Source organism: Janthinobacterium sp. 75 (assembly GCF_004365495.1).
In the GTDB taxonomy this organism is placed as follows: domain Bacteria; phylum Pseudomonadota; class Gammaproteobacteria; order Burkholderiales; family Burkholderiaceae_D; genus Janthinobacterium.
Window position 1 is genome coordinate 1,369,843 of the sequence record NZ_SORD01000001.1, and the last position, 19,491, is coordinate 1,389,333.

19 protein-coding genes are annotated in these 19,491 nt (G+C 63.4%); 7 read left to right on the forward strand and 12 right to left on the reverse strand.

The annotated features are described in order from the left end of the window. Nucleotides 1-24: 24 nt before the first annotated feature. Nucleotides 25-945: an AraC family transcriptional regulator gene (locus C8C89_RS06270; protein WP_101483041.1), complete on the reverse strand. Its 921-nt coding sequence runs from the start codon at nt 943-945 to the stop codon at nt 25-27. Between the two features lie 138 nt (nt 946-1,083). Between C8C89_RS06270 and C8C89_RS06275 the strand changes: the two genes are divergently transcribed. Beyond that, the gene (locus C8C89_RS06275) at nt 1,084-2,064 is read left to right on the forward strand and encodes an oxidoreductase (RefSeq protein WP_101484761.1); all 981 of its coding nucleotides are present in this window, start codon (nt 1,084-1,086) and stop codon (nt 2,062-2,064) included. A gap of 45 nt (nt 2,065-2,109) precedes the next feature. Here the strand turns inward: C8C89_RS06275 and nagZ are convergent, their stop codons facing one another. The 4 genes from nagZ to C8C89_RS06295 all read right to left on the reverse strand — a co-directional run bounded on the left by nagZ (nt 2,110) and on the right by C8C89_RS06295 (nt 7,744). Next, nucleotides 2,110-3,651 carry a beta-N-acetylhexosaminidase gene (gene nagZ / locus C8C89_RS06280; protein WP_133989153.1) on the reverse strand — a complete coding sequence of 514 codons (1,542 nt, stop codon included), beginning with the start codon at nt 3,649-3,651 and terminating at the stop codon, nt 2,110-2,112. 179 nt (nt 3,652-3,830) lie between these two features. Then, the gene (locus C8C89_RS06285; RefSeq protein ID WP_133989154.1) at nt 3,831-5,441 is read right to left on the reverse strand and encodes an FMN-binding glutamate synthase family protein; all 1,611 of its coding nucleotides are present in this window, start codon (nt 5,439-5,441) and stop codon (nt 3,831-3,833) included. A gap of 236 nt (nt 5,442-5,677) precedes the next feature. Continuing rightward, nucleotides 5,678-6,688 carry a M48 family metallopeptidase gene (locus tag C8C89_RS06290; RefSeq protein WP_133989155.1) on the reverse strand — a complete coding sequence of 337 codons (1,011 nt, stop codon included), beginning with the start codon at nt 6,686-6,688 and terminating at the stop codon, nt 5,678-5,680. Nucleotides 6,689-6,691: 3 nt separating this feature from the next. Further along, nucleotides 6,692-7,744, reverse strand: coding sequence for a YjgN family protein (locus tag C8C89_RS06295; protein WP_101483037.1), 1,053 nt, complete (start codon nt 7,742-7,744; stop codon nt 6,692-6,694). A gap of 166 nt (nt 7,745-7,910) precedes the next feature. Here C8C89_RS06295 and C8C89_RS06300 point away from each other — a divergent pair, with 166 nt between their 5' ends. The 3 genes from C8C89_RS06300 to C8C89_RS06310 all read left to right on the forward strand — a co-directional run bounded on the left by C8C89_RS06300 (nt 7,911) and on the right by C8C89_RS06310 (nt 9,889). Next, complete coding sequence (locus tag C8C89_RS06300; RefSeq protein WP_133989156.1) at nt 7,911-8,582, forward strand: glutathione S-transferase; 672 nt, start codon at nt 7,911-7,913, stop codon at nt 8,580-8,582. Nucleotides 8,583-8,653: 71 nt separating this feature from the next. After that, the gene (locus C8C89_RS06305; RefSeq protein WP_034778849.1) at nt 8,654-9,427 is read left to right on the forward strand and encodes a 5'-3' exonuclease H3TH domain-containing protein; all 774 of its coding nucleotides are present in this window, start codon (nt 8,654-8,656) and stop codon (nt 9,425-9,427) included. Nucleotides 9,428-9,472: 45 nt separating this feature from the next. Next, nucleotides 9,473-9,889: a response regulator gene (locus C8C89_RS06310; RefSeq protein ID WP_101484760.1), complete on the forward strand. Its 417-nt coding sequence runs from the start codon at nt 9,473-9,475 to the stop codon at nt 9,887-9,889. Nucleotides 9,890-9,909: 20 nt separating this feature from the next. Here the strand turns inward: C8C89_RS06310 and C8C89_RS26920 are convergent, their stop codons facing one another. Genes C8C89_RS26920 through C8C89_RS06320 form a run of 3 tightly spaced genes read right to left on the reverse strand, consistent with a single transcriptional unit; the run spans nt 9,910 to nt 11,706 of the window. Then, entirely contained in the window at nt 9,910-10,056 is a 147-nt protein-coding gene (locus C8C89_RS26920; protein ID WP_166674681.1) for a hypothetical protein, read from the reverse strand. Nucleotides 10,057-10,079: 23 nt separating this feature from the next. Further along, nucleotides 10,080-11,195 (reverse strand): tRNA 2-thiouridine(34) synthase MnmA, encoded by a 1,116-nt coding sequence (gene mnmA / locus C8C89_RS06315; protein WP_101483035.1) that lies wholly within the window; start codon nt 11,193-11,195, stop codon nt 10,080-10,082. A gap of 31 nt (nt 11,196-11,226) precedes the next feature. Further along, the gene (locus C8C89_RS06320; protein ID WP_010401817.1) at nt 11,227-11,706 is read right to left on the reverse strand and encodes an NUDIX hydrolase; all 480 of its coding nucleotides are present in this window, start codon (nt 11,704-11,706) and stop codon (nt 11,227-11,229) included. Nucleotides 11,707-12,118: 412 nt separating this feature from the next. Here C8C89_RS06320 and C8C89_RS06325 point away from each other — a divergent pair, with 412 nt between their 5' ends. The 3 genes from C8C89_RS06325 to C8C89_RS06335 are packed head-to-tail and all read left to right on the forward strand — an operon-like array spanning nt 12,119 to nt 15,033. Further along, nucleotides 12,119-13,231, forward strand: a complete 1,113-nt coding sequence (locus C8C89_RS06325; protein WP_101483034.1) for a Re/Si-specific NAD(P)(+) transhydrogenase subunit alpha — start codon at nt 12,119-12,121, stop codon at nt 13,229-13,231. A 24-nt stretch (nt 13,232-13,255) separates the two neighbouring features. Continuing rightward, nucleotides 13,256-13,570, forward strand: coding sequence for an NAD(P) transhydrogenase subunit alpha (locus tag C8C89_RS06330; RefSeq protein ID WP_034778841.1), 315 nt, complete (start codon nt 13,256-13,258; stop codon nt 13,568-13,570). A gap of 8 nt (nt 13,571-13,578) precedes the next feature. Continuing rightward, nucleotides 13,579-15,033, forward strand: coding sequence for an NAD(P)(+) transhydrogenase (Re/Si-specific) subunit beta (locus C8C89_RS06335; protein ID WP_133993179.1), 1,455 nt, complete (start codon nt 13,579-13,581; stop codon nt 15,031-15,033). A gap of 47 nt (nt 15,034-15,080) precedes the next feature. Here C8C89_RS06335 and C8C89_RS06340 read toward each other — a convergent pair whose 3' ends face one another. From C8C89_RS06340 to murU, 4 genes are all read right to left on the reverse strand, one after another. Then, nucleotides 15,081-16,034 carry a sensor domain-containing diguanylate cyclase gene (locus tag C8C89_RS06340; protein ID WP_101483032.1) on the reverse strand — a complete coding sequence of 318 codons (954 nt, stop codon included), beginning with the start codon at nt 16,032-16,034 and terminating at the stop codon, nt 15,081-15,083. 110 nt (nt 16,035-16,144) lie between these two features. Beyond that, entirely contained in the window at nt 16,145-17,287 is a 1,143-nt protein-coding gene (locus tag C8C89_RS06345) for a UbiH/UbiF/VisC/COQ6 family ubiquinone biosynthesis hydroxylase (protein ID WP_133989157.1), read from the reverse strand. A gap of 8 nt (nt 17,288-17,295) precedes the next feature. After that, the gene (locus C8C89_RS06350) at nt 17,296-18,618 is read right to left on the reverse strand and encodes an aminopeptidase P N-terminal domain-containing protein (RefSeq protein ID WP_166674857.1); all 1,323 of its coding nucleotides are present in this window, start codon (nt 18,616-18,618) and stop codon (nt 17,296-17,298) included. Next, nucleotides 18,618-19,337, reverse strand: a complete 720-nt coding sequence (murU, locus tag C8C89_RS06355) for an N-acetylmuramate alpha-1-phosphate uridylyltransferase MurU (protein ID WP_133989159.1) — start codon at nt 19,335-19,337, stop codon at nt 18,618-18,620. Before murU ends, C8C89_RS06350 begins: the two co-directional genes overlap by 1 nt. Nucleotides 19,338-19,491: the final 154 nt, after the last annotated feature.

Here is a 19,491-nt window from a genome sequence, read left to right on the forward strand (position 1 = left end):
AAAAACCCGCTGCTGCGGGTTTTTTTACGCCTGCGTGCCCGCGTGACGCAGCCGGTACTGGCGCGGCGAGCAGGCCATGACGCGCTTGAAGGCGTGGCTGAAGGCGCTGTCCGAATCGTAGCCCAGCGCCTGCGCAATCGACGTCACTGTCGCGGCATTGTCCCTCAGGCGCCGTGTGGCAAGGCGCATGCGCCAGCGCAGCAGGTAGTCGAGCGGCGTCACGCCCACCCTATTCTTGAAGTGCAGGGAAAAGGCCGAGCGTGACTGCCCCGCGACGGCGGCCAGCTGCTGCAAGGTCCAGCGCCGCGCCGGCTGCGCATGCATGGCCTCGATGGCGGCGCGCAGCCGGGGATCGGCCAGCGCGAACAGCCAGCCCACTGGATGCGAAGCCTGCGCTGCCAGGTACTGGCGAAGCATTTGCAGCAGCATCATGTGGCCCAGGTGGCGCGTCATGAGTGCCGCACCGGGCGCCGTCGCCTGCAATTCCTGCGCCAGCCGTTGCAAGGCCCAGTGCAGCACGCTGGCCTGGTCCGTATCGCCGCGCAGGTGCAGCAGCGGGGGCAGGCAGTCGAGCAGGATGGTCGCTTCGTCGCCAAAGCTGAAGCGTCCACCGATAAGGAAAAAATCATGTTCCGGCGCGCCGTGGCGGGCCACGCCCTGCGGCGCGTGCCGGTACACTTCCAGCGCCGAGGCGGCTGGCAAGCCGGGTGTACTGGCCAGGGTAAACGCGCGCCCAGGCGCGAGCAGGAAGCAGTCGCCCGTTTGCAGCTGCACGGGAGCGTCGATGCCCGCGACCGTCAGCCAGCAACCGCCTTCGATCACGGCGTTGAACTTGATGCCCTCCGGCGGCGGAAAGTCGATGGCCCAGTCGCCACCCGCCTTCAGGCCCGCAAAATAGGAACTGCGCGTATCAAGCAGCGAGAGTACATCGGAGAGTAAATCCATGGTGGGGTTCAGTTCTGGACGATGGCGATAGTATTGCAGATTTTACGCCATTCACAGTCCAGTTCCTTGCGCGCAAAATGTCCATCTCGCCAGCCATTCGGACTGGCTCTACTTGCAAAGGCAGACCCCATGGGCAGCATCGACAATAAACAAACTCCCCTGCACTCCGGCTTCGACGCCACTACGACCGCCACCGAGGCGCTGGCCGGCCGCGACCTGTCCGGCGTGCAGGCCATCGTCACGGGCGGCGCGTCGGGCCTGGGGCTGGAAACGGTGCGCGTGCTGGCCGGCGCCGGCGCCCGCGTACTGGTGCCGGCGCGCGATCCGCATCAGGCGCAAGCGGCCTTGATTGGCATGGCCGGCGTGGAGGTCGCCGCGCTCGACCTGCTTGATCCGCAAGCCATCGACCGCTTTTCCGCCGCCTTTCTTGCCAGCGGCCGCGCCCTGCACGTACTGGTGAATGGCGCCGGCATCATGGCCACGCCCCTGCTGCGCGATGCGCGTGGCTACGAGGCGCAGTTCGCGACGAATCACCTGGGGCATTTCCAGCTGACGGCGCGTTTGTGGCCCGCCTTGAGGCGGGCGAAGGGTGCACGCGTGGTGTGCGTGTCGTCGCTGGGACACCGGCAGGCAGGCGTGGACCTGGACGACCCGCATTTCCTGCATCAGCCGTACGACAAGTGGCGCGCGTATGCGCAGTCGAAAAGTGCCAATGCGCTGTTTGCCGTGGAACTCGACCGGCGCGCTGCGACGCACGGCGTGCGCGCCTTCTCGCTGCATCCGGGGGCCATCCTGACGCCGCTGGTGCGCCACCTGGACCTCGATGACCTGCGCCGCGTGGGCGCGCTCGATGAGGCCGGACAGGTGAATCCGCCGCCGCAATCGGGTTTCAAGAATGTGGCGCAGGGCGCAGCCACGGCCGTCTGGTGCGCCACCAGCGCGCAGCTCGAGGGTATTGGAGGCGTGTATTGCGAGGATTGCGATATCGCCGCCCTGGCACCTGGCGACAGCACGGGGCCGGGCGTGCGGCGCTGGGCCGTCGATCCTGCGCAGGCGCGCCATCTATGGGCGCTGAGCGAGCAGATGACGGGCGTGCGCTTCGATTGCGACGCAGAATAGAACATGCCGGGTAACGCCCGGCATGTGCAGGAGGGCGGCGTGGTCTTACGCCTTGCCCGCCAGCTTTTCCACCACGGGCACCAGCGCGGCCGGGCGGCAGCCGAAGGCGGCAAGGCGACCTTGCGCGTGCGGCGCCAGGTCCAGGTCGTAGGGCAAACGGCCCGCCACCAGCCACAGCTTATCCTGCGGCAGGGCCTCGACGAGGCGGCGCTGGCCGTCGACGAACATGGCGTTATACGTTTGCAGCACGATCTGCTGCGCGCCTTGCGCAAAGGCGATCGCGGCATCGACCTCTTCGTCCAGCGCTTCGGCCGACAGCGCATATTCGCGTACGTCCAGGCCCGCTTCGAGCAGCGCCGGCAGCATGGAGCTGCGCGCTTCCTTGTTGCGGCCCAGCGCCACTTCATCGATTTCGCTGCGCGAACGCACTTCCACCGTCAGCAGGGTCACGGGCAAGCTGGCGTCCAGCGCGCGGTATTCGCCCTGCACGCGTAAGGCGGCCTTTTGCAGCAGCTGCGACAGGGCCATGGCGGCCGGCTGCATCAGTGCAGGCGGGACGACGGGGCGCGAGCGCCAGTCGCGCACGGCGCGGTTGCGCTTGAGTTCAAGAACGCGCGCACAAGCTGCGTCGATGCGGGCCATGGGAATGTCACCGCGCTCCACGGCGGCGACGACTGCCTCGATGGCGGCTGTCTGCTGCGCTTCGCGGTGCGAGATGAGGACGATGTCGGCCCCCGCCTGCAAGGTGGTGATGGCGCCCTGGGCGATGCCGATGCCGTCGGCAATGGCCGCCATTTCCAGGCAGTCGGTGATGACGACGCCCTTGTATTTCATCTCGCCGCGCAGCAGGTCCGTCAGCACGCCTTTGGACAGTGTGGCCGGCACGCTGGTGTCGGCCTCGAAGGCGGGGAAGACCACGTGCGCCGTCATGATGGCGTCCACGCCGCCGGCAATGGCGGCGCGGAAGGGCGCCAGTTCCACGGCGTGCAGGCGTTCCTTGTCATGCGGGACCAGGGCCATGGCGTAATGCGTGTCGATGGCCGTGTCGCCGTGGCCGGGGAAATGCTTGGCAGTGACGGCCACGCCGCTGGCGCGCTGGCCGCGCATGGCGGCCATGCCGTAGTCGATGACGGTGGCGGCATCCTCGCCGTACGCGCGCACGCCGATGACGGGGTTGTTGCGGTTGTTGTTCACGTCCAGCACGGGGGCGAGCAGCAGGTTGATGCCCACTTGGCGCATTTCATCGCCGCTGATCCGGTTCATGCGTTCGCAATCCTCGATGGAGCCGGCCGCCTGAAAGGCCATGGCTGCGGGAATCGGCGTGACGCCCTGCTCGATGCGCATCACCATGCCACCTTCCTGGTCGATGGAGATGAGCAGCGGAATGTCGGACACTTCCGCGTTGATTTCCTGCAGTTCGCGGCACAGGGCTGACACTTGCGCGGGCGTGTGCACATTGCGGCGGAACAGGATCACGCCGCCCACCTTTTTTTGGCGTATCAAGGTCTTGATGTGCTCGTCCGCCTGCAGGGCGTCGAAGCCCACCATGAATAACTGTCCTACTTTTTCGCGCAAACCCTGTTCCATGCTGCAACTCCTCCGGTATTCATTGTGATGATGGCAGACGTATTGTGGCCCGTGGCGACGCGGCGCGGCCGTCACCGGAAAAGCTGCCTTGTTTTGTGCTTGTTTTGGTATTGTATTGGATTCAGGTTTTTGCGCAAGTGGTTATTAAGTGGTATTGCTCAACTTGCGCAACGGCCATCTCAATCCAGGCGCTGGAACGATACCGCCTGGGCCTTGGGCCAGTACAGGCCGAACACGGGCGGCAGCTGCGGCAGCTGGCTCGGGTCGAGCAATTGTCCCGCTTCCAGGAAGGGCAGCAGGGCCGAAGCCAGTTTCACCTGGTTTGGCGAGATGCGCCGCACCAGATGATGCGGGCGCAGTTCCTGCGGGTGCGCCAGGCCGGCGGCGGCGATCAGTTCGGCCAGCGCCTTCATGGTGTTCTGGTGGAAGTGCGCCACGCGGGCGATCTTGTCGGACACCACCAGTGCGCGCTGGCGCTGCGGGTCTTGCGTGGCCACGCCCGTGGGACAGCGGTCCGTGTGGCAGCTTTGCGACTGGATGCAGCCCAGCGCGAACATGAAGCCGCGCGCCGAATTGCACCAGTCGGCGCCCAGTGCCAGCAATCGGGCGATGTCGAAGGCCGTGATGATCTTGCCCGAGCAGCCAATCTTGATCCTGTCGCGCAGGTTGGCGCCCACCAGGGTGTTATGCACGAGCACCAGCGCTTCCTGCAGCGGCGTGCCCACATGGTCCGTAAATTCCAGGGGCGCCGCGCCCGTGCCGCCTTCGCTGCCGTCGACGACGATGAAGTCGGGCGTGATACCCGTTGCCAGCATGGCCTTGACGATGGCGAAAAACTCCCATGGATGGCCGATGGCCAGCTTGAAGCCCGTCGGCTTGCCGCCCGACAGGGTGCGCAGGCGGTCGATGAAATGCAGCATTTCCATTGGCGTGGAAAAGGCGCTGTGCGCGGCCGGCGAGACGCAATCCTCGCCCACCATCACGCCGCGCGTGGTGGCGATCTCGATGGTCACTTTCGGGCCGGGCAGCACGCCGCCGTGGCCCGGCTTGGCGCCTTGCGACATTTTCAGCTCGATCATTTTCACTTGCTCGGAGCTGGCGTTGGCGATGAAGCGTTCTTCCGAAAACGTGCCGTCCTGGTTGCGGCAGCCGAAATAGCCGGAGCCGATTTCCCATACCAGGTCGCCGCCGTTTTCGCGGTGGTAGGGGCTGATGCTGCCTTCGCCCGTATCGTGCATGAAGCCGCCGCTGCGCGCGCCGCCGTTCAAGGCCAGGATGGCGTTGGCCGACAGGGCGCCAAAGCTCATCGCCGAAATATTGAAGACGCTGGCCGAATACGGTTTGTCGCGCGGGCAGTCCGGGTGGTTGCCGATCTCGATGCGGAAATCGTGGCCCGTGACCTTGGCAGGGGCAATGGAGTGGTTGATCCATTCGTAGCCCGCCTGGTACACGTCGAGCTGGGTGCCGAATGGGCGCTTGTCCGTCTGCTCCTTGGCGCGCTGGTAGACGATGCTGCGCTGGCTGCGCGAGAACGGCGTCGCTTCGCTGTCGCTCTCCAGGAAATACTGGCGGATTTCGGGGCGGATGCTCTCGAAGAAAAAGCGGAAATGCGCGAGGATGGGGTAATTGCGGCGCAGGGCGCGCTTCGTTTGCAGCAGGTCGCTGAAGCCGACCAGGGTCAGTGCACCGGCCAGCAGGGGCAGCCAGTAATGGTCATAGTAAAACAGGGACAGGACAAAGATAGTGGCCGTCGCAATGAAGGTCAGGTAGCGAAATGGTACTAGGTGCATGGGCACTCCGGTGAAGTCAGACTGATATTGCTGAGTGTACCGGTGATTTGTAGATCTTGCTGACTGGAAAAGTGTGCTCTTAGAGCGGTGCTATCCATACTTGCAACGCCTGACAAAACCGTAGCGAGCGGCAGTGATTTGTGGCCGAGAAGCGCAACCGTACTCTGTACGGGGGCGCCGAGCCGGTGAGCATCGCCGGCCGCAAAGCGCGACGCGCAGTAGGTTTTGTCAGGTGTTTACCGTTGTGCGGCGCGGATGCGTTCGACCCGTTCGGCGCTGGCCGGATGGCTCGACAGGTAGGGCGTGCCCTGGTCCAGCTTGCCCAGGGCGACAAACACTTGCGCCAGGTGTTCCAGCGGGATGCCATTCTGGCGCAGCATGGCAATCGCATAGTCGTCCGCGTCGCGTTCGACATCGCGCGAATACTTCAAATCCAGCAACAGCGGCGGCACGGTGGCCACCACCGTCGACACGTCGCCGAACAGCAGCGCTGCGCCGGCGCCCACTGCCGAGGTCTGGATGATGCGCCGCGTCAGGTGGCGCTGCTGCAAATGGCCCAGCTCATGCGCCAGCACGCCCATGATGGCGGCATCGTCCGGCAGCAGTTCCACCATTTCATCGGTCAGCACGATGTCGCCCGACGGCAGGGCAAACGCGTTCGGACCGATCTTGCTCTTGCGGAAAACGATGCGGTGCTCGGGCGTGCTGTCGCCGGGCGTGGTCAGGCGCGCGAACTGGCTGCGCAAGGCTTGCTGGCGTACGCCAGTGAGCTTGCTCGCTTCAAACACGTGCTGGTCGAGGAAATCAAGCACGCCCTGACCCAGCTGGCGCTCGACGGACTGGGGAATCGCATAAGCGATGCCTTTCGCCACGACCGGCAGCAGGTACTGATAGCTGAGCCACAGAGCCAGCACGGTGGCGACCGTGGCCAGCAGGGCGCCGCGCCAGCTTTGCTGCAGCCGCACCACCCAGCCATCGCGGTGGCCCGTATCGTGCAGCAATGCGTTGAAGGCCGCCTGGTCGGCGATTTCCAGGTAGGCGCCGTCGGGAAAGCTGACCTTGCGCACGGCGTGGCTGCTGCGTTCGGACACGTGCAGTTCGCCCAGCGGACAGCTGCGTTCGATGTCGCCCGTCAGCACGGCCACGCCATCGCGCACGGACAGTGTCACGTGGTACAGGCGCGAACTCTGGCCGTCGAAATAGCGGGCGGCCAGAGCGGCGTGGTCTTCTTGCGTGTTGGCGTTCATTGCTTACATCGACAGGTCGAAGTCCAGCAGGTCGGCCATGCCTTCGCCGGTGGCCGACACTTGCTGGCCCGTGGCGGCGACAAACTCGTCCAGGCTGCCATGCACCAGCATCGACGTCGCCTCCAGGCGGTACTTCAGCCAGCGCACGTGGGCGAATGGCGCGAACAGGCCCAGCGTGACGACGACGCCCAGCAGGTTGGTCAGCATGATGAAGGTGGTGCGGCCCCAGGTCAGCTGCGACTGGAACTGGTGCTGCTGCAGGCGCGTGTGGTTCCAGATCAGGTTCTGGATCATGGTCAGGAACAGGGGCAGAACGGTAAACGCCCACAGATACAGGGCGCCGATGGCAAACATCAGGCTGCCGACCTTGGTGGCGTCGTTGGCATGCGCAGCAAACGAGGCAAACACGCTGCCGAAGACGACGAAAATGAGCACCAGCAGGCCGCCCAGCAGCAGCGCAAAGAACAGCAGGTACGTCTTGTAAAAGCTGCCGACCGTGGCGTCAAAGCTGAACGGGCTGGTGCCGAAACGGCTTTGCGTGTGCTGGAAGCGCTTCAGGCGCTGGTGCAGGAAGGGCGTCATCAAGCCAGCCGTGAAGGTATTCAGGATAGGCAGCCACAGGAAGTATTTGTAGGCTTCCTTGGCGCTGCCGCCGAAACCGAAGCGGATGCCGCGGTAACTGGTGTTGTACAGCTTGAACTGCAAGCTTTTCCATACCAGCCAGGGCAGGATGGCGGCCAGCAGTACGAACATCAGCAGGCCCACGATGGGCGAGACACGCAGGGCGATGTTGTAGCCGGCGATCAGCACGACGGCCGCAATGCGGCCCTTCAGGATGGCGACGGCGTTGCCGTGGTATTCGAAGCTGCTGCCCGCCAGGTGGGTGCTCGAATAGAAATAGCGGTTGCGGCGCACCTTGGCCCAGGCGGAATAAATGCCCAGGGTGACGATGCTCAGCAGCAGGTTGACGATCCAGATACGGAAGTATTCGCTGCCGGTGGCGCTGAAGGTGATGGCTTCGCGCTGGGGCGTAGTGTTGTTTGTGTCGAAATCCACAGAGGAGTTCCTTACTTATTGGAAACAAAACACGATAAGGGAAGATTGAAAAGTTATCAATTGAAAATACTGTTTTTCGCAATTTCTTTTGGTGTGCAGCCCCTTCCGCCGCGATTTTCCCGTCCCGGCTATACTGGAACTCAACCATCGCCTAACGGGAAACACCATGATCGTCGTCCACCATCTGAACAATTCGCGCTCGCAGCGCGTGCTCTGGCTGCTCGAGGAGCTGGGCCTCGACTACGAGGTCAAGCGCTACCAGCGGGACCCGAAAACCATGCTGGCGCCCGCTTCCTTGAAAGCCGTGCATCCCCTGGGCAAGTCGCCCGTGATCACGGATGGCGCCAACACCATCGCCGAATCGGGCGCCATCATCGAGTACCTGGTCGAACGCTACGGCAATGGCCGATTGGTACCGGCGGCGGGCACGCCGGAGAAGCTGCGCTGGACTTACTGGCTGCATTTCGCGGAAGGCTCGGCCATGCCGCCGCTGCTGATGAAACTGGTATTCGACAAGGTCGAATCGTCGCCCATGCCATTTTTCGTCAAGCCCATTGCGCGCGGCATCGCCAGCAAGGTCAGGAGCAGCTTCATCATGCCCAACATCAATAGCCAGCTGGCTTACATGGAAGCCGAACTGGAGAGCAGAAAATGGTTTGCCGGCAACGAATTCACGGCGGCCGACATCCAGATGAGCTTTCCGCTGGAAGCGGCCGCCATGCGCGGCGGACTCGACGAACGCCAGCCGAAGCTGACGGCGTTCCTGCAGCGCATCCACGCGCGCCCGGCCTACCAGCGGGCGCTCGAACGTGGCGGACCCTACGATTTCGCCAAATAAGGGGCATTCAAGGCCGATATGCGGGGAACCATACGGTAAAATGCCCGATTCAACCAGTATCGACTAACCGCATGGCCAGACTCCTCGCTATCGACGGCTTGAATATCGTACGCCGCGTCTACGAAGCCAGTCCTGAACCCGATTCCGACCTGAAGGCGGAGATCGCGCTGCGCCATGCGCTGTCATCGTTCCGCACCCTCATCAACGACCATGAGCCGACGCACATCCTGCCGGCCTTCGACTTTGGCGGCCCCACCTGGCGCCACGCCCTGTATGCCGGTTACCGCGAGGGGCGCCAGCCCATGCCGCAGGTGCTGCGCGACGCCTTGCCCGGCTTCTATGCCACCCTGGCCAGCTTCGGCATGCATGTGGTGAGCATTCCCGAGGTCGAGGCCGACGACGTGATCGGCACGGCCGTCATGCGCTGGCTGCACGAGGGGCGCGGCGCGGCCGTCATCGCCACCACCGACAAGGATTTACATGGCCTGATCGCCCACGGCGCGCTGGTGTGGGATCATTTCAAGGGGGTCTGGCACGACCACGCCTGGGTCGAGAAAAAGTTCGGCGTGCCGCCGGAACTGCTGCCCGACTTGCTGGCGCTAATGGGCGACGTCACCGACAGCATCCCCGGCGTATCGAAGATCGGCCTGAAGACGGGCGCGAAACTGTTGCGTGCTTACGGCAATATCGACGCCGTGATGGCCGGCGCGGGGATTTTGCCCGGCGCACTGGGCGAAAGCCTGCGAAAAGAGCGGGAAATACTGTATCTTTCAAGAAAGTTAGTCGCGCTCAAGACTGACGTGACTTTAGGCGTGACCTGGAACAAGCTCGTGTGGGAAAAGTAAGACACGACGCAAGACAAGAACAATCAAGCAAGGGAAGTAATCATGATGTTAAAGACAGTCCTGATCGATAGCAGCGCCGTGGCGCGCGGCCTGCTGAACACGGTCCTGACCGATGGCGGCTACGATGTCTGCGGACAGACGCATACCAGCGCGCTGGGACTGGCGCTGCTGGTCAAGCACCATCCGCATTTCGTGTGCATCGCGCGCGAGCAGGTGGAAGATGGGAGCAATGTGGTGCAAACCATCCGCGCCCAGTATCCGAAAACGCTCATTTTCATGGTCTCGGGCGGCATCGACGCCGCCTCGCTGCAGGCAGCCCACGCCATGGGCGTGTCGGGCTTCATCGTGAAACCCTTCATGGCCGACACGGTACTGAAAACCGTGCGCAACACGGTTATCGCGATGGTGCGCAAGCAGCAGCAGGCGCTGGCCGCCGCACAATCGACCAATCAGCCCGGCTGAACTGGCGGCATTGTCAGGTGTCAGTGGGTCAGGTAATACAGCGCCTGGCCCAGTGACTTCCCGAGATGCAGTAAACAGTACGCAGTGGCACCCAGCAGCAAGCTCGCTTGCAGGACTACGGGTAAGGCATTCCATGCGGTGACAATCCGGGCGTGCAGTGTGTCCATCAGCGTATCCTTTCAATCCATGATCAGGGCAAGCCCGTGGCGCTGGCGATGATGCCGCCGCCCAGGCAGACATCCCCATCATACAGCACGGCCGACTGGCCTGGCGTGACGGCCCATTGTGCCTGGTCAAACGCCAGGCTGAAGTGTTCATTCCCATCCGGCAATAGCTGGCAAGCCACGTCGGCCTGGCGGTAGCGCGTCTTGGCGGACAGGGCGCCCGCTTGTGGCGCAGTGCCGGCGACCCAGCTGGCCTGATCGGCCGTCAAGGCGGGCGACAGCAGCCACGGATGGTCATGGCCCTGCACCACCCACAGGGTATTGTTGGCGATATCCTTGCGCGCCACATACCAGGCGTCGCTGCTGCCATCGGCATTCTGGTACGACTTCACGCCGCCGATACCGATGCCCTTGCGCTGGCCCAGGGTATAAAAACTCAGCCCCACGTGTTCGCCCACCGTCTTGCCGTCGGCCGTTTTCATGGGACCCGGCTGGTACGACAGGTAGCGGTTCAAAAATTCGCGGAACGGGCGTTCGCCAATAAAACAGATGCCCGTCGAATCCTTTTTCTGCGCGTTCGGCAGCGCCAGCTGCTCGGCGATCTTGCGCACTTGCGTCTTCGGGATTTCACCGAGCGGAAACAGGGTTTTAGACAATTGCGCCTGGTTCAGCCGGTGCAGGAAGTAGCTTTGGTCCTTGCTGGCGTCGACTGCCTTGAGCAGCTCATAGCGTCCGGCATCCAGGGGCGCCTGGCGCACGCGCGCGTAATGGCCGGTGGCGATCAGGTCGGCGCCCAGGGTCATGGCGTGGTCAAGAAAAGCCTTGAATTTGATTTCGGCGTTGCACAGCACGTCCGGATTCGGCGTACGGCCGGCCTGGTATTCGCGTAAGAAATCGGCGAACACGCGGTCCTTGTATTCGGAGGCAAAATTGACGGCTTCGATATCGACGCCGATGACGTCGGCCACGCTGGCCGCATCGATCCAGTCCTGGCGCGTGGAGCAGTATTCCGAATCGTCGTCATCTTCCCAGTTTTTCATGAACAGGCCGATGACTTCATAGCCTTGTTCCTTCAGCATCCATGCGGCGACCGAGGAATCAACCCCGCCGGACATGCCGATAACGACTTTCTTCTTGCTCATCTTGCTTTCCAGTGTACTTTAGATAATGTTGCTATGCGCTGTTAAAGACAGACGCATGCGTGTGCAGCAGGGCCAGCGGTGCGCGCCGGCCAGCCAGGTATTCGTCCACGCACTGCAGCACCAGAGGGCTGCGGTGGCGTTCCTGGCATGCCGCCAGCTCGTCGCGCGTCATCCACAGGGTGCGGATAATGCCTTCGTCCAGCGGGCGGTCATGCTCGGCGCCGGCCGTGCCGCAAAAGGTGAAGCGCAAATAGGTCACGTCCTCGCCCGTGCGCAGTGACTGATAGCGCGACATGTACATGCCGACCAGTGCCGTGGGGATGAAATCGTAGGCCGCTTCTTCCAGCGTTTCGCGGATCACCGCCTGTTCCAGCGACTCGAACGGGTCGAGGTGACCGGCCGGCTGATTGAGCTTGATGCCTTCGCTGGTCTCTTCTTCAATCAATAAAAACAGGCCGTCGCGCTCGACGATGGCGGCAACGGTGACAGAGGGTTTCCAGATTCTCGGCATGATTCCATCCTTGAAAGAGCCGACATTTTATCTTGTTCTGCGCGCGCGGTTTGAACCCGGCCTTCTGTTGCGCGGAGATATTGATAAATGACAACGTTTTAGCAAATAGCGGTGGGAGATACTTACGTCTTTCCCGGGGAGCGCACTAGCATGGGGGCTTAGGCGGCAAGATGGCAGGAAACGCCCGCTAATATAGGCTTTCCCTGTGGTCAAAACAAGCGGGCACTGACGCTCGACTGTGGTGAGATTGACACACCCTTCCCACAATATGGTCGCCGCGCCGCATGGTGAAACGAAAATGGCGATGGGGGTGGAATTAGTGTCGTACAACTAAAAGTTGCTGGTTCACAAACGTTTGACGCGCTGCTTTCCGTGTTAGATTCTAGTCAGTTTATCAATTAGCGGAGGCATCATGAGGATAGGCATACCGGCCGAAACACGGCCTGGTGAAACGCGGGTGGCAGCCACGCCCGAGACAGTCAAGAAATTGGCAGCCAAGCATCAGGTCGTCGTGCAGTCGGGAGCTGGCCTGCAAGCCTCGATTCCCGACGATGCGTATGCCGCCGCTGGCGCGCAAATCGGCACCGCCCAGGAAGCCTATGCTTGCGCCATCGTGCTCAAGGTGCGCGCCCCCGATGCCGGTGAACGGGCCTTGATGGCCAGTGGCACCGTGCTGATCGGCATGCTCAACCCGTTTGACGCGGACAATATCGCCGCCATGGCCACGGCCGGCCTGTCCGCCTTCGCCCTGGAAGCCGTGCCGCGCATCACGCGCGCGCAGTCGATGGACGTGCTGTCCTCGCAGGCGAATATCGCCGGCTACAAGGCCGTGCTGGTGGCGGCCAATACGTATCAGCGCTTCATGCCCATGCTGATGACGGCGGCCGGCACCGTCAAGGCAGCCCGCGTGCTGATCATGGGCGTGGGCGTGGCAGGTCTGCAGGCGATCGCCACGGCCAAGCGCCTGGGCGCCGTCATCGAAGCGTCCGACGTGCGCCCGCCCGTCAAGGAGCAGGTCGAGTCGCTGGGCGCCAAGTTTCTCGACGTGCCTTTCCTGACCGATGAAGAAAAGGAAATCGCCAAGGGCTCGGGCGGCTATGCGCGCGCCATGCCCGCCGACTGGATGCGCCGCCAGGCCGAACTGGTGCATGAACGGGCGAAACTGGCCGACATCATCATCACCACAGCCCTGATCCCCGGCCGCGCCGCGCCCGTGCTGATCTCCGAAGAAACGGTGAAAGCCATGAAGCCGGGTTCCGTCATCGTCGACCTGGCCGTCGAGCAAGGTGGCAATTGCCCCCTGTCAGAACTGGGCAAGACGGTCGTCAAGCACGGCGTGTACATCGTGGGCGAGCCGAACCTGGCGACCCTGGTGGCGGCCGATGCCTCGGCCCTGTATGCGCGCAACGTGCTGGACTTTTTAAAGCTCATCATCGACAAGGACGACCAGTTGCTGATCGACCGCGAGGATGAAATCATCAAGGCCAGCCTGGTGTGCGCAGGTAGTGAAATCTTACGTAAATAACGCGGCGCCGGAGAGAACAACATCATGGAAATCAGTCACACCATCATTAACCTGATCATCTTCGTGCTGGCCATTTATGTCGGCTACCACGTCGTCTGGACCGTCACGCCGGCCCTGCACACGCCGCTGATGGCCGTCACCAATGCCATTTCCGCCATCATCATCGTCGGCGCCATGCTGGCGGCCGGCCTGACGCAAGGCCCGCTGGCGCAGGCGGCCGGCACCCTGGCCGTGGCGCTGGCCGCCGTCAACGTCTTCGGCGGCTTCCTCGTCACGCAGCGCATGCTCGAGATGTTCCGCAAAAAAGAACCGAAGGCCAAGCAAGGAGCAAAAGAATGAGTCACGCCATGAGCTTCGTCACCATGAACCTGGTGACGATGATGTACCTGATCGCCTCGGTGTGCTTCATCCAGGCCTTGAAAGGGCTGTCGTCGCCCTCGACGGCACGCCGCGGCAATACCTTCGGCATGAGCGGCATGGCGATTGCCGCCGTCACCACCGTGGCGCTGATCCTGAAGCTGAAGGAACAGCAAACGGGTGGCATGGGCCTGACCCTGGTCATTATCGGCATCGTCACGGGTGGCGCCATCGGCGCCTACCTGGCAAAAACCGTGGAAATGACGAAGATGCCGGAACTCGTGGCAGCCATGCACTCGCTGATCGGGCTGGCGGCCGTCTGCATCGCCGTGGCGGCCGTGTCCGAACCATGGGCCTTCAATATCGCCCAGCAAGGCCAGGCGCTGCCCATCGGTAACCGCTTCGAGCTGTTCATCGGCACCTTTGTCGGCGCCATCACTTTCTCCGGTTCGGTGATCGCCTTCGGCAAGCTGTCGGGCAAGTACAAGTTCCGCCTGTTCCAGGGTGCACCCGTCAGCTTCAAGGGTCAGCATATGCTCAACCTGGTCCTGGCGCTGGTGATGGTTGCGCTGGGCCTGGTGTTCTGCTTTGCCGACGGGGTGGAGCCAGCCTGGACGCCGTTCATCGTCATGGCCGTCATCGCCTTTGCGCTGGGAGTGCTGATCATCATTCCTATCGGCGGTGCCGATATGCCGGTGGTGGTGTCGATGCTCAACAGTTACTCCGGCTGGGCCGCGGCCGGCATCGGTTTTTCGCTGAATAACTCGATGCTGATCATCGCCGGCTCGCTCGTGGGCTCGTCGGGCGCGATCCTGTCTTATATCATGTGCAAGGCCATGAACCGCTCGTTCTTCAACGTCATCCTCGGTGGCTTCGGCGGCGCTGCGCCGGCGGCAGGCGTGGCCGGCGCGCAGGAACAGCGTCCCGTGAAATCGGGTTCGGCCGATGATGCAGCCTTCATCATGAGCAATGCGGAAACCGTCATCATTGTGCCAGGCTACGGCCTGGCCGTAGCGCGCGCGCAGCATTCGCTCAAGGAACTGGTGGAAAAGCTCACGCACAAGGGCGTCACCGTCAAGTATGCGATCCACCCCGTGGCGGGGCGCATGCCGGGCCACATGAACGTGCTGCTGGCCGAGGCGGAGGTGCCGTACGACCAGGTCTTCGAGATGGAAAACATCAACGGTGAATTCGGCCAGACGGACGTGGTGCTGGTGCTGGGCGCAAACGACGTGGTCAACCCGGCAGCGAAAGACCCGACATCGCCGATCGCCGGAATGCCGATTCTGGAAGCCTACAAGGCCAAGAGCATCATCGTCAACAAGCGCTCAATGGCTTCCGGCTATGCGGGCCTGGACAATGAACTGTTCTACCAGCCGAACACGATGATGGTATTTGGCGATGCCAAGAAGGTGATCGAGGATATGCTCAAGGCAGTTGAGTAAGGTAATGCCTTATGCTACGAAGATGGCCCGCCTTGCGCGGGCCGTTTTTATTGGTCGGCCGATGCCGCGACGACCTGGTTGCGCCCCTGATGCTTGGCTACATACAGGGCCTTGTCGGCATCCGACATGGCCGCGTCGAGGCTGGCGCCGGCGATCAATGAGGCCACGCCGATGCTGATGGTCACCTGCAGCTGGCGGCCATCGGGCAAGGAGGTGACGGCGGCGGCTACCGCCGCGCGGATGCGTTCGGCCACCTGGTGTGCCTGCTGCAGGCTGGCGTCGGGGAACAACAGGCCAAATTCCTCGCCGCCGAGACGCGCTGCCACGTCGGTGATGCGTCCCGTGTCGCGCAGCGCCTGCGCCACCGTGCGCAGCACGGCGTCGCCCACGGCATGGCCATAACGGTCGTTGATCTTCTTGAAGTGGTCGAGGTCGGCCACGCCCACGCTCAGGGCGGCGCCGCTGCGCGCCGCGCGCGCCATCGCCTGCGCGGCCTGGGCTTCATAGGAGCGCCGGTTGGGCAGCGCCGTCAGCGCATCGTGCAGCGCCTGCTGTTCCAGCTGCGCCAGCAGGCTGGCATTTTTTACCGCCAGTTCGCGCCGTTCGCGTACGTCGAGCAAAAAGGCGCCGAAATAGCGCATGCCGTCGACCACGCCCAGGTCCAGCGCCTTCATTTCGATGGGGATCATCTGCGCGTTGCGGTGGCGGATGGCGAATTCGCGTATCTTGCCCAGCACGCTGGAGGTGCGCGAGCTGCGGATGTAGTTGATCACGTGGTTGTCGTGCTGCGCACCGACGGCGTCGGGCAGCAGGCCGTTCAGGGTTTGGCCCAGCAATTCCCCACTGGCATAGCCCGACAGTGCCTGCATGGCGCCATTGATATAGCGGATGCGGCAATGTTCATCGATGATGATCACGGCGTCGAGGGAATCTTCCAGCAGACGGGAAAAAAGTACTGCGGGAAGAGCGGCAGGCGGTGCTGCGGGCAAAGCATCTGTCATGGAACGGTCGCCGAAAGCCAGGTGACAGCCATTGTCGCATCCGCAGGCGGTTTACTCCATGCCGGATATGCGCCCTGTTTCTTTTTCGCCCGTTCCAGGATGGCGGAGACTCAGCGGCGGCCGTACATCATCAGTTCCGCCAAACTTTTGCGCGCCGGGCTGAAGGCATCCAGCAAGCCCAGCGCCAGGCCCAGCAAGCCTTGCGTGGGAGCGCTGCCCGTGAAAATGCGCGCCATGGTGTCAGTGACGCGCACGGTCAGTCCCCGGTCTGCCTGGCGCAGGCTGGCGTAGCGTTCCAGCCCTGCGGGGCTGCTGTCCTGCGCCAGCACGCGGGCCAGCACGGCGGCGTCGCGCAAGCCAAGGTTCAGGCCTTGCCCCGCCACCGGGTGCAGAGTTTGCGCCGCATTGCCGATGGCGACCGTGCGCGCCGTGCCGACCGCCTGCGCGTTCAGGCCCAACGGATAGGCCAGGCGCGCCGTCGTGTGGGTAAAGCGCCCCAGGCGGCTGCCGAAGGCGGCGCCCAGGCGCGCCAGGAAGACCGCGTCGTCCAGGGCCAACAATTGTTCGGCGCGCGTCGGCGGAACGCACCACACCAGCGCGTAGCCGTCGTCCTGCGGCAGCAGGGCCAGCGGGCCTTCGTCGGTGAAGCGCTCATAGGCCCGGTGGGCGATGGGAGCGCTGGTACGCACATGGGCAATGATGGCGCTTTGGCCATAATCGCGGCTGACGGCGCGCTCTGGCTGCTGGCCGAACAGGCCTCCCTCGGCCTGTACCAGCAGGCTGGCTCGCAAGCTTGACGTGGCGCCTGCCTGTTCGATTTGCACGCTGACGCCGTCGGTATCCTCCGCACTACCCGTCACCAGCGCCGGTCGCAAGCTGGCCACGCCCAGGCGCTCGCATACATCGGCCAGCGCGCTGACGACGGCGCCATAGCGCGCCACATAGCCGAGCGCCTCGACGCCATGCTCGCTGCGGTCCATCAGGCTGCGCCCGAACTGGCCGCGGCGCGAGACGTGAATCTGGTGGATAGTCGTCGCCTCCACAGGCCAGGCGCCCGCTTCCTCGAGAATCTGGCGGCTGCCATGCGACAGGGCGATGGTGCGCGGGTCGCGCCTGGCTTGCTCGATGGATTTGGCGTCGAGCAGGGCGATGCCGGCGGCGCGTGCGCCCCGCTGCACCAGCAGGGCGGCCAGCGCCATGCCGACGGGGCCGGCGCCGCAGATGGCGAGATCGAAAGTGGACGGTGTATGCATGCGCGGCGTCAATCCTGTGACATCAGTTGTTCGATTTCAGCGACGCTTTTGGGCGCCGAGCTGAAGACTTCATGGCCTTGCGGCGTGACCAGCACATCGTCTTCGATGCGGATGCCGGTATGCCAGAACTGCTCCGGCACGCCCGCGCCGGGGCGCACATAGATGCCCGGCTCCACCGTCAGCACCATGCCCGGTGCCAAAGCGCGCCACGGCTTGCCGGGCGCGCCCGTGTCGCGGTAGGCGCCCACGTCGTGCACGTCCATGCCCAGCCAGTGGCTGGTGCCGTGCATATAGAAGGGCATATAGGACTTGTCGGCGATGACATCCTGTACGCTGCCGCTTTTTTGCCGCTCCAGCAATTTCAAATCCAGCATGCCCTGCGCCAGCACCTGCACGGCCGCCTCGTGGATGGCGCTATGCGGCAAGCCGGGGCGCACCATGTCCAGCGCCGCCTGCTGCGCCGCCAGCACCAGTTCATACAGCGCCCGCTGCGGGCCGCTGAAGCGGCCGTTGACGGGCCAGGTACGCGTGATGTCGGAGGCATAGCCATCGAGTTCGCAGCCTGCGTCGACCAGCACCAGTTCGCCTTCTTTCAAGATGGCGTTGTTGGCGCTGTAATGCAGGATGCAGGCATTGTCGCCACCTGCCACGATGGAAGAATATGCGGGGAACTGCGCGCCGTTGCGCCGGAATTCGTACAGCAGTTCCGCTTCCAGCGCGTATTCGTGCATGCCGGGCCGCGTGGCGCGCATGGCGCGCGCGTGGGCGGCGCTGGAAATGGCGGCCGCGCGGCGCATCAGGTCTTGTTCCTGCGGGTCTTTCAGCAGGCGCATGGCGTCGAGCATGCCGTTGATCTCATGCGCGATGGCGGGTGCCGTGACACCGCTGCGTGCCTTTTGCCGCACGTTGTGCCGCCAGACTTTCACTTGCGCATCGAGGCTGCCGCCCAGCGCATAGTAAATGGCGGGAGAGTCGGCCAGCAGGCGCGTCATTTCCACGTCGAGTTCCTCGATGGGGAAGGCCGCGTCGAAGCCGAAGGTGGCGCGCGCCGCCTCGGGGCCATGGCGGAAACCGTCCCAGATTTCGCGCTCCGTGTTTTTGGCGCGGCAAAACAGGATGGCGCGCGCGGGTGCCGTGGCGCTGGCGGCCACCAGCGCCACGGCGCTGTCGGGTTCCGTGAAACCGCTGAGGTAGTAAAAATAGCTGTCGTGGCGATACGGATAATCGCAATCGCTGTTGCGCGGCACTTCGGGCGCCGTGGCGAGGATGGCCACGCTGCCCGGCAGCATCTGCGCCAGCAGCGCCGCGCGCCGTGCCGCGTAATTGCCCATCATGCCGCGTCCACCTTGGCCGTTACGCCATTGAGCGCGTCGAGCTGCTTTGGGGTGCCCACATTGGTCCACTCGCCAGTATAGACTTCGCCGCCCACGCGGCCCTGGTCCGCGTACTTGCGCAGCAGGTCGCCAAGCCTGGCGTGGCTGCCCGGCGCGATGCCGTCGAACATTTCAGGACGGTACACGCCGATATTGGCGAAGGTCCATTTGGTTTCGTCGGTATTGTTGATCGCAAACAAGGTCAGGCCGAAGTCGCCCTTCGGATGGAAGTCGGGATTGGGCACCAGGTAAGTCCAGGCGATGTCGCGCTGGTCGGCCGGATACGGCGTGCCAAGTACATCCTTGTCGGCCAGCACATCGAGTACTTGCTTGAAATCAAAGTAGGGACAATAGATGTCGCCGGAAATGGCGAGAAACGGTTCCTCTCCCAGCAAGTGGCGCGCCTGGGCGATGCCGCCCGCCGTTTCCAGCGGCGTGCTTTCCGGCGAATAGGCGATGCGCGCGCCATACGCGCTGCCGTCGCCCAGGGTTTCCTCAATCTGATGGCCCAGGTGGGAGTGGTTGATGACGATGTCCGTGATGCCGGCGCGCACCAGGTTCAGCACATGCCAGACGATCAGCGGACGGCCGCGCACTTTCAGCAGCGGTTTGGGACAGGTATCGGTAAGCGGACGCATCCGTTCACCGCGGCCTGCGGCAAAGATCATGGCTTTCATGGGTATTCTTTTCTGATTTGTTCAGTAATTTTTCTGCAGTCACGACACTGGACAAAACCGTAGCGAGCGGCAGTGATTTGTGGCCGAGAAGCGCAACCGTACTCTAGTACGGTGAGCATCGCCGGCCGCAAAGCTCGACGCGCAGTAGGTTTTG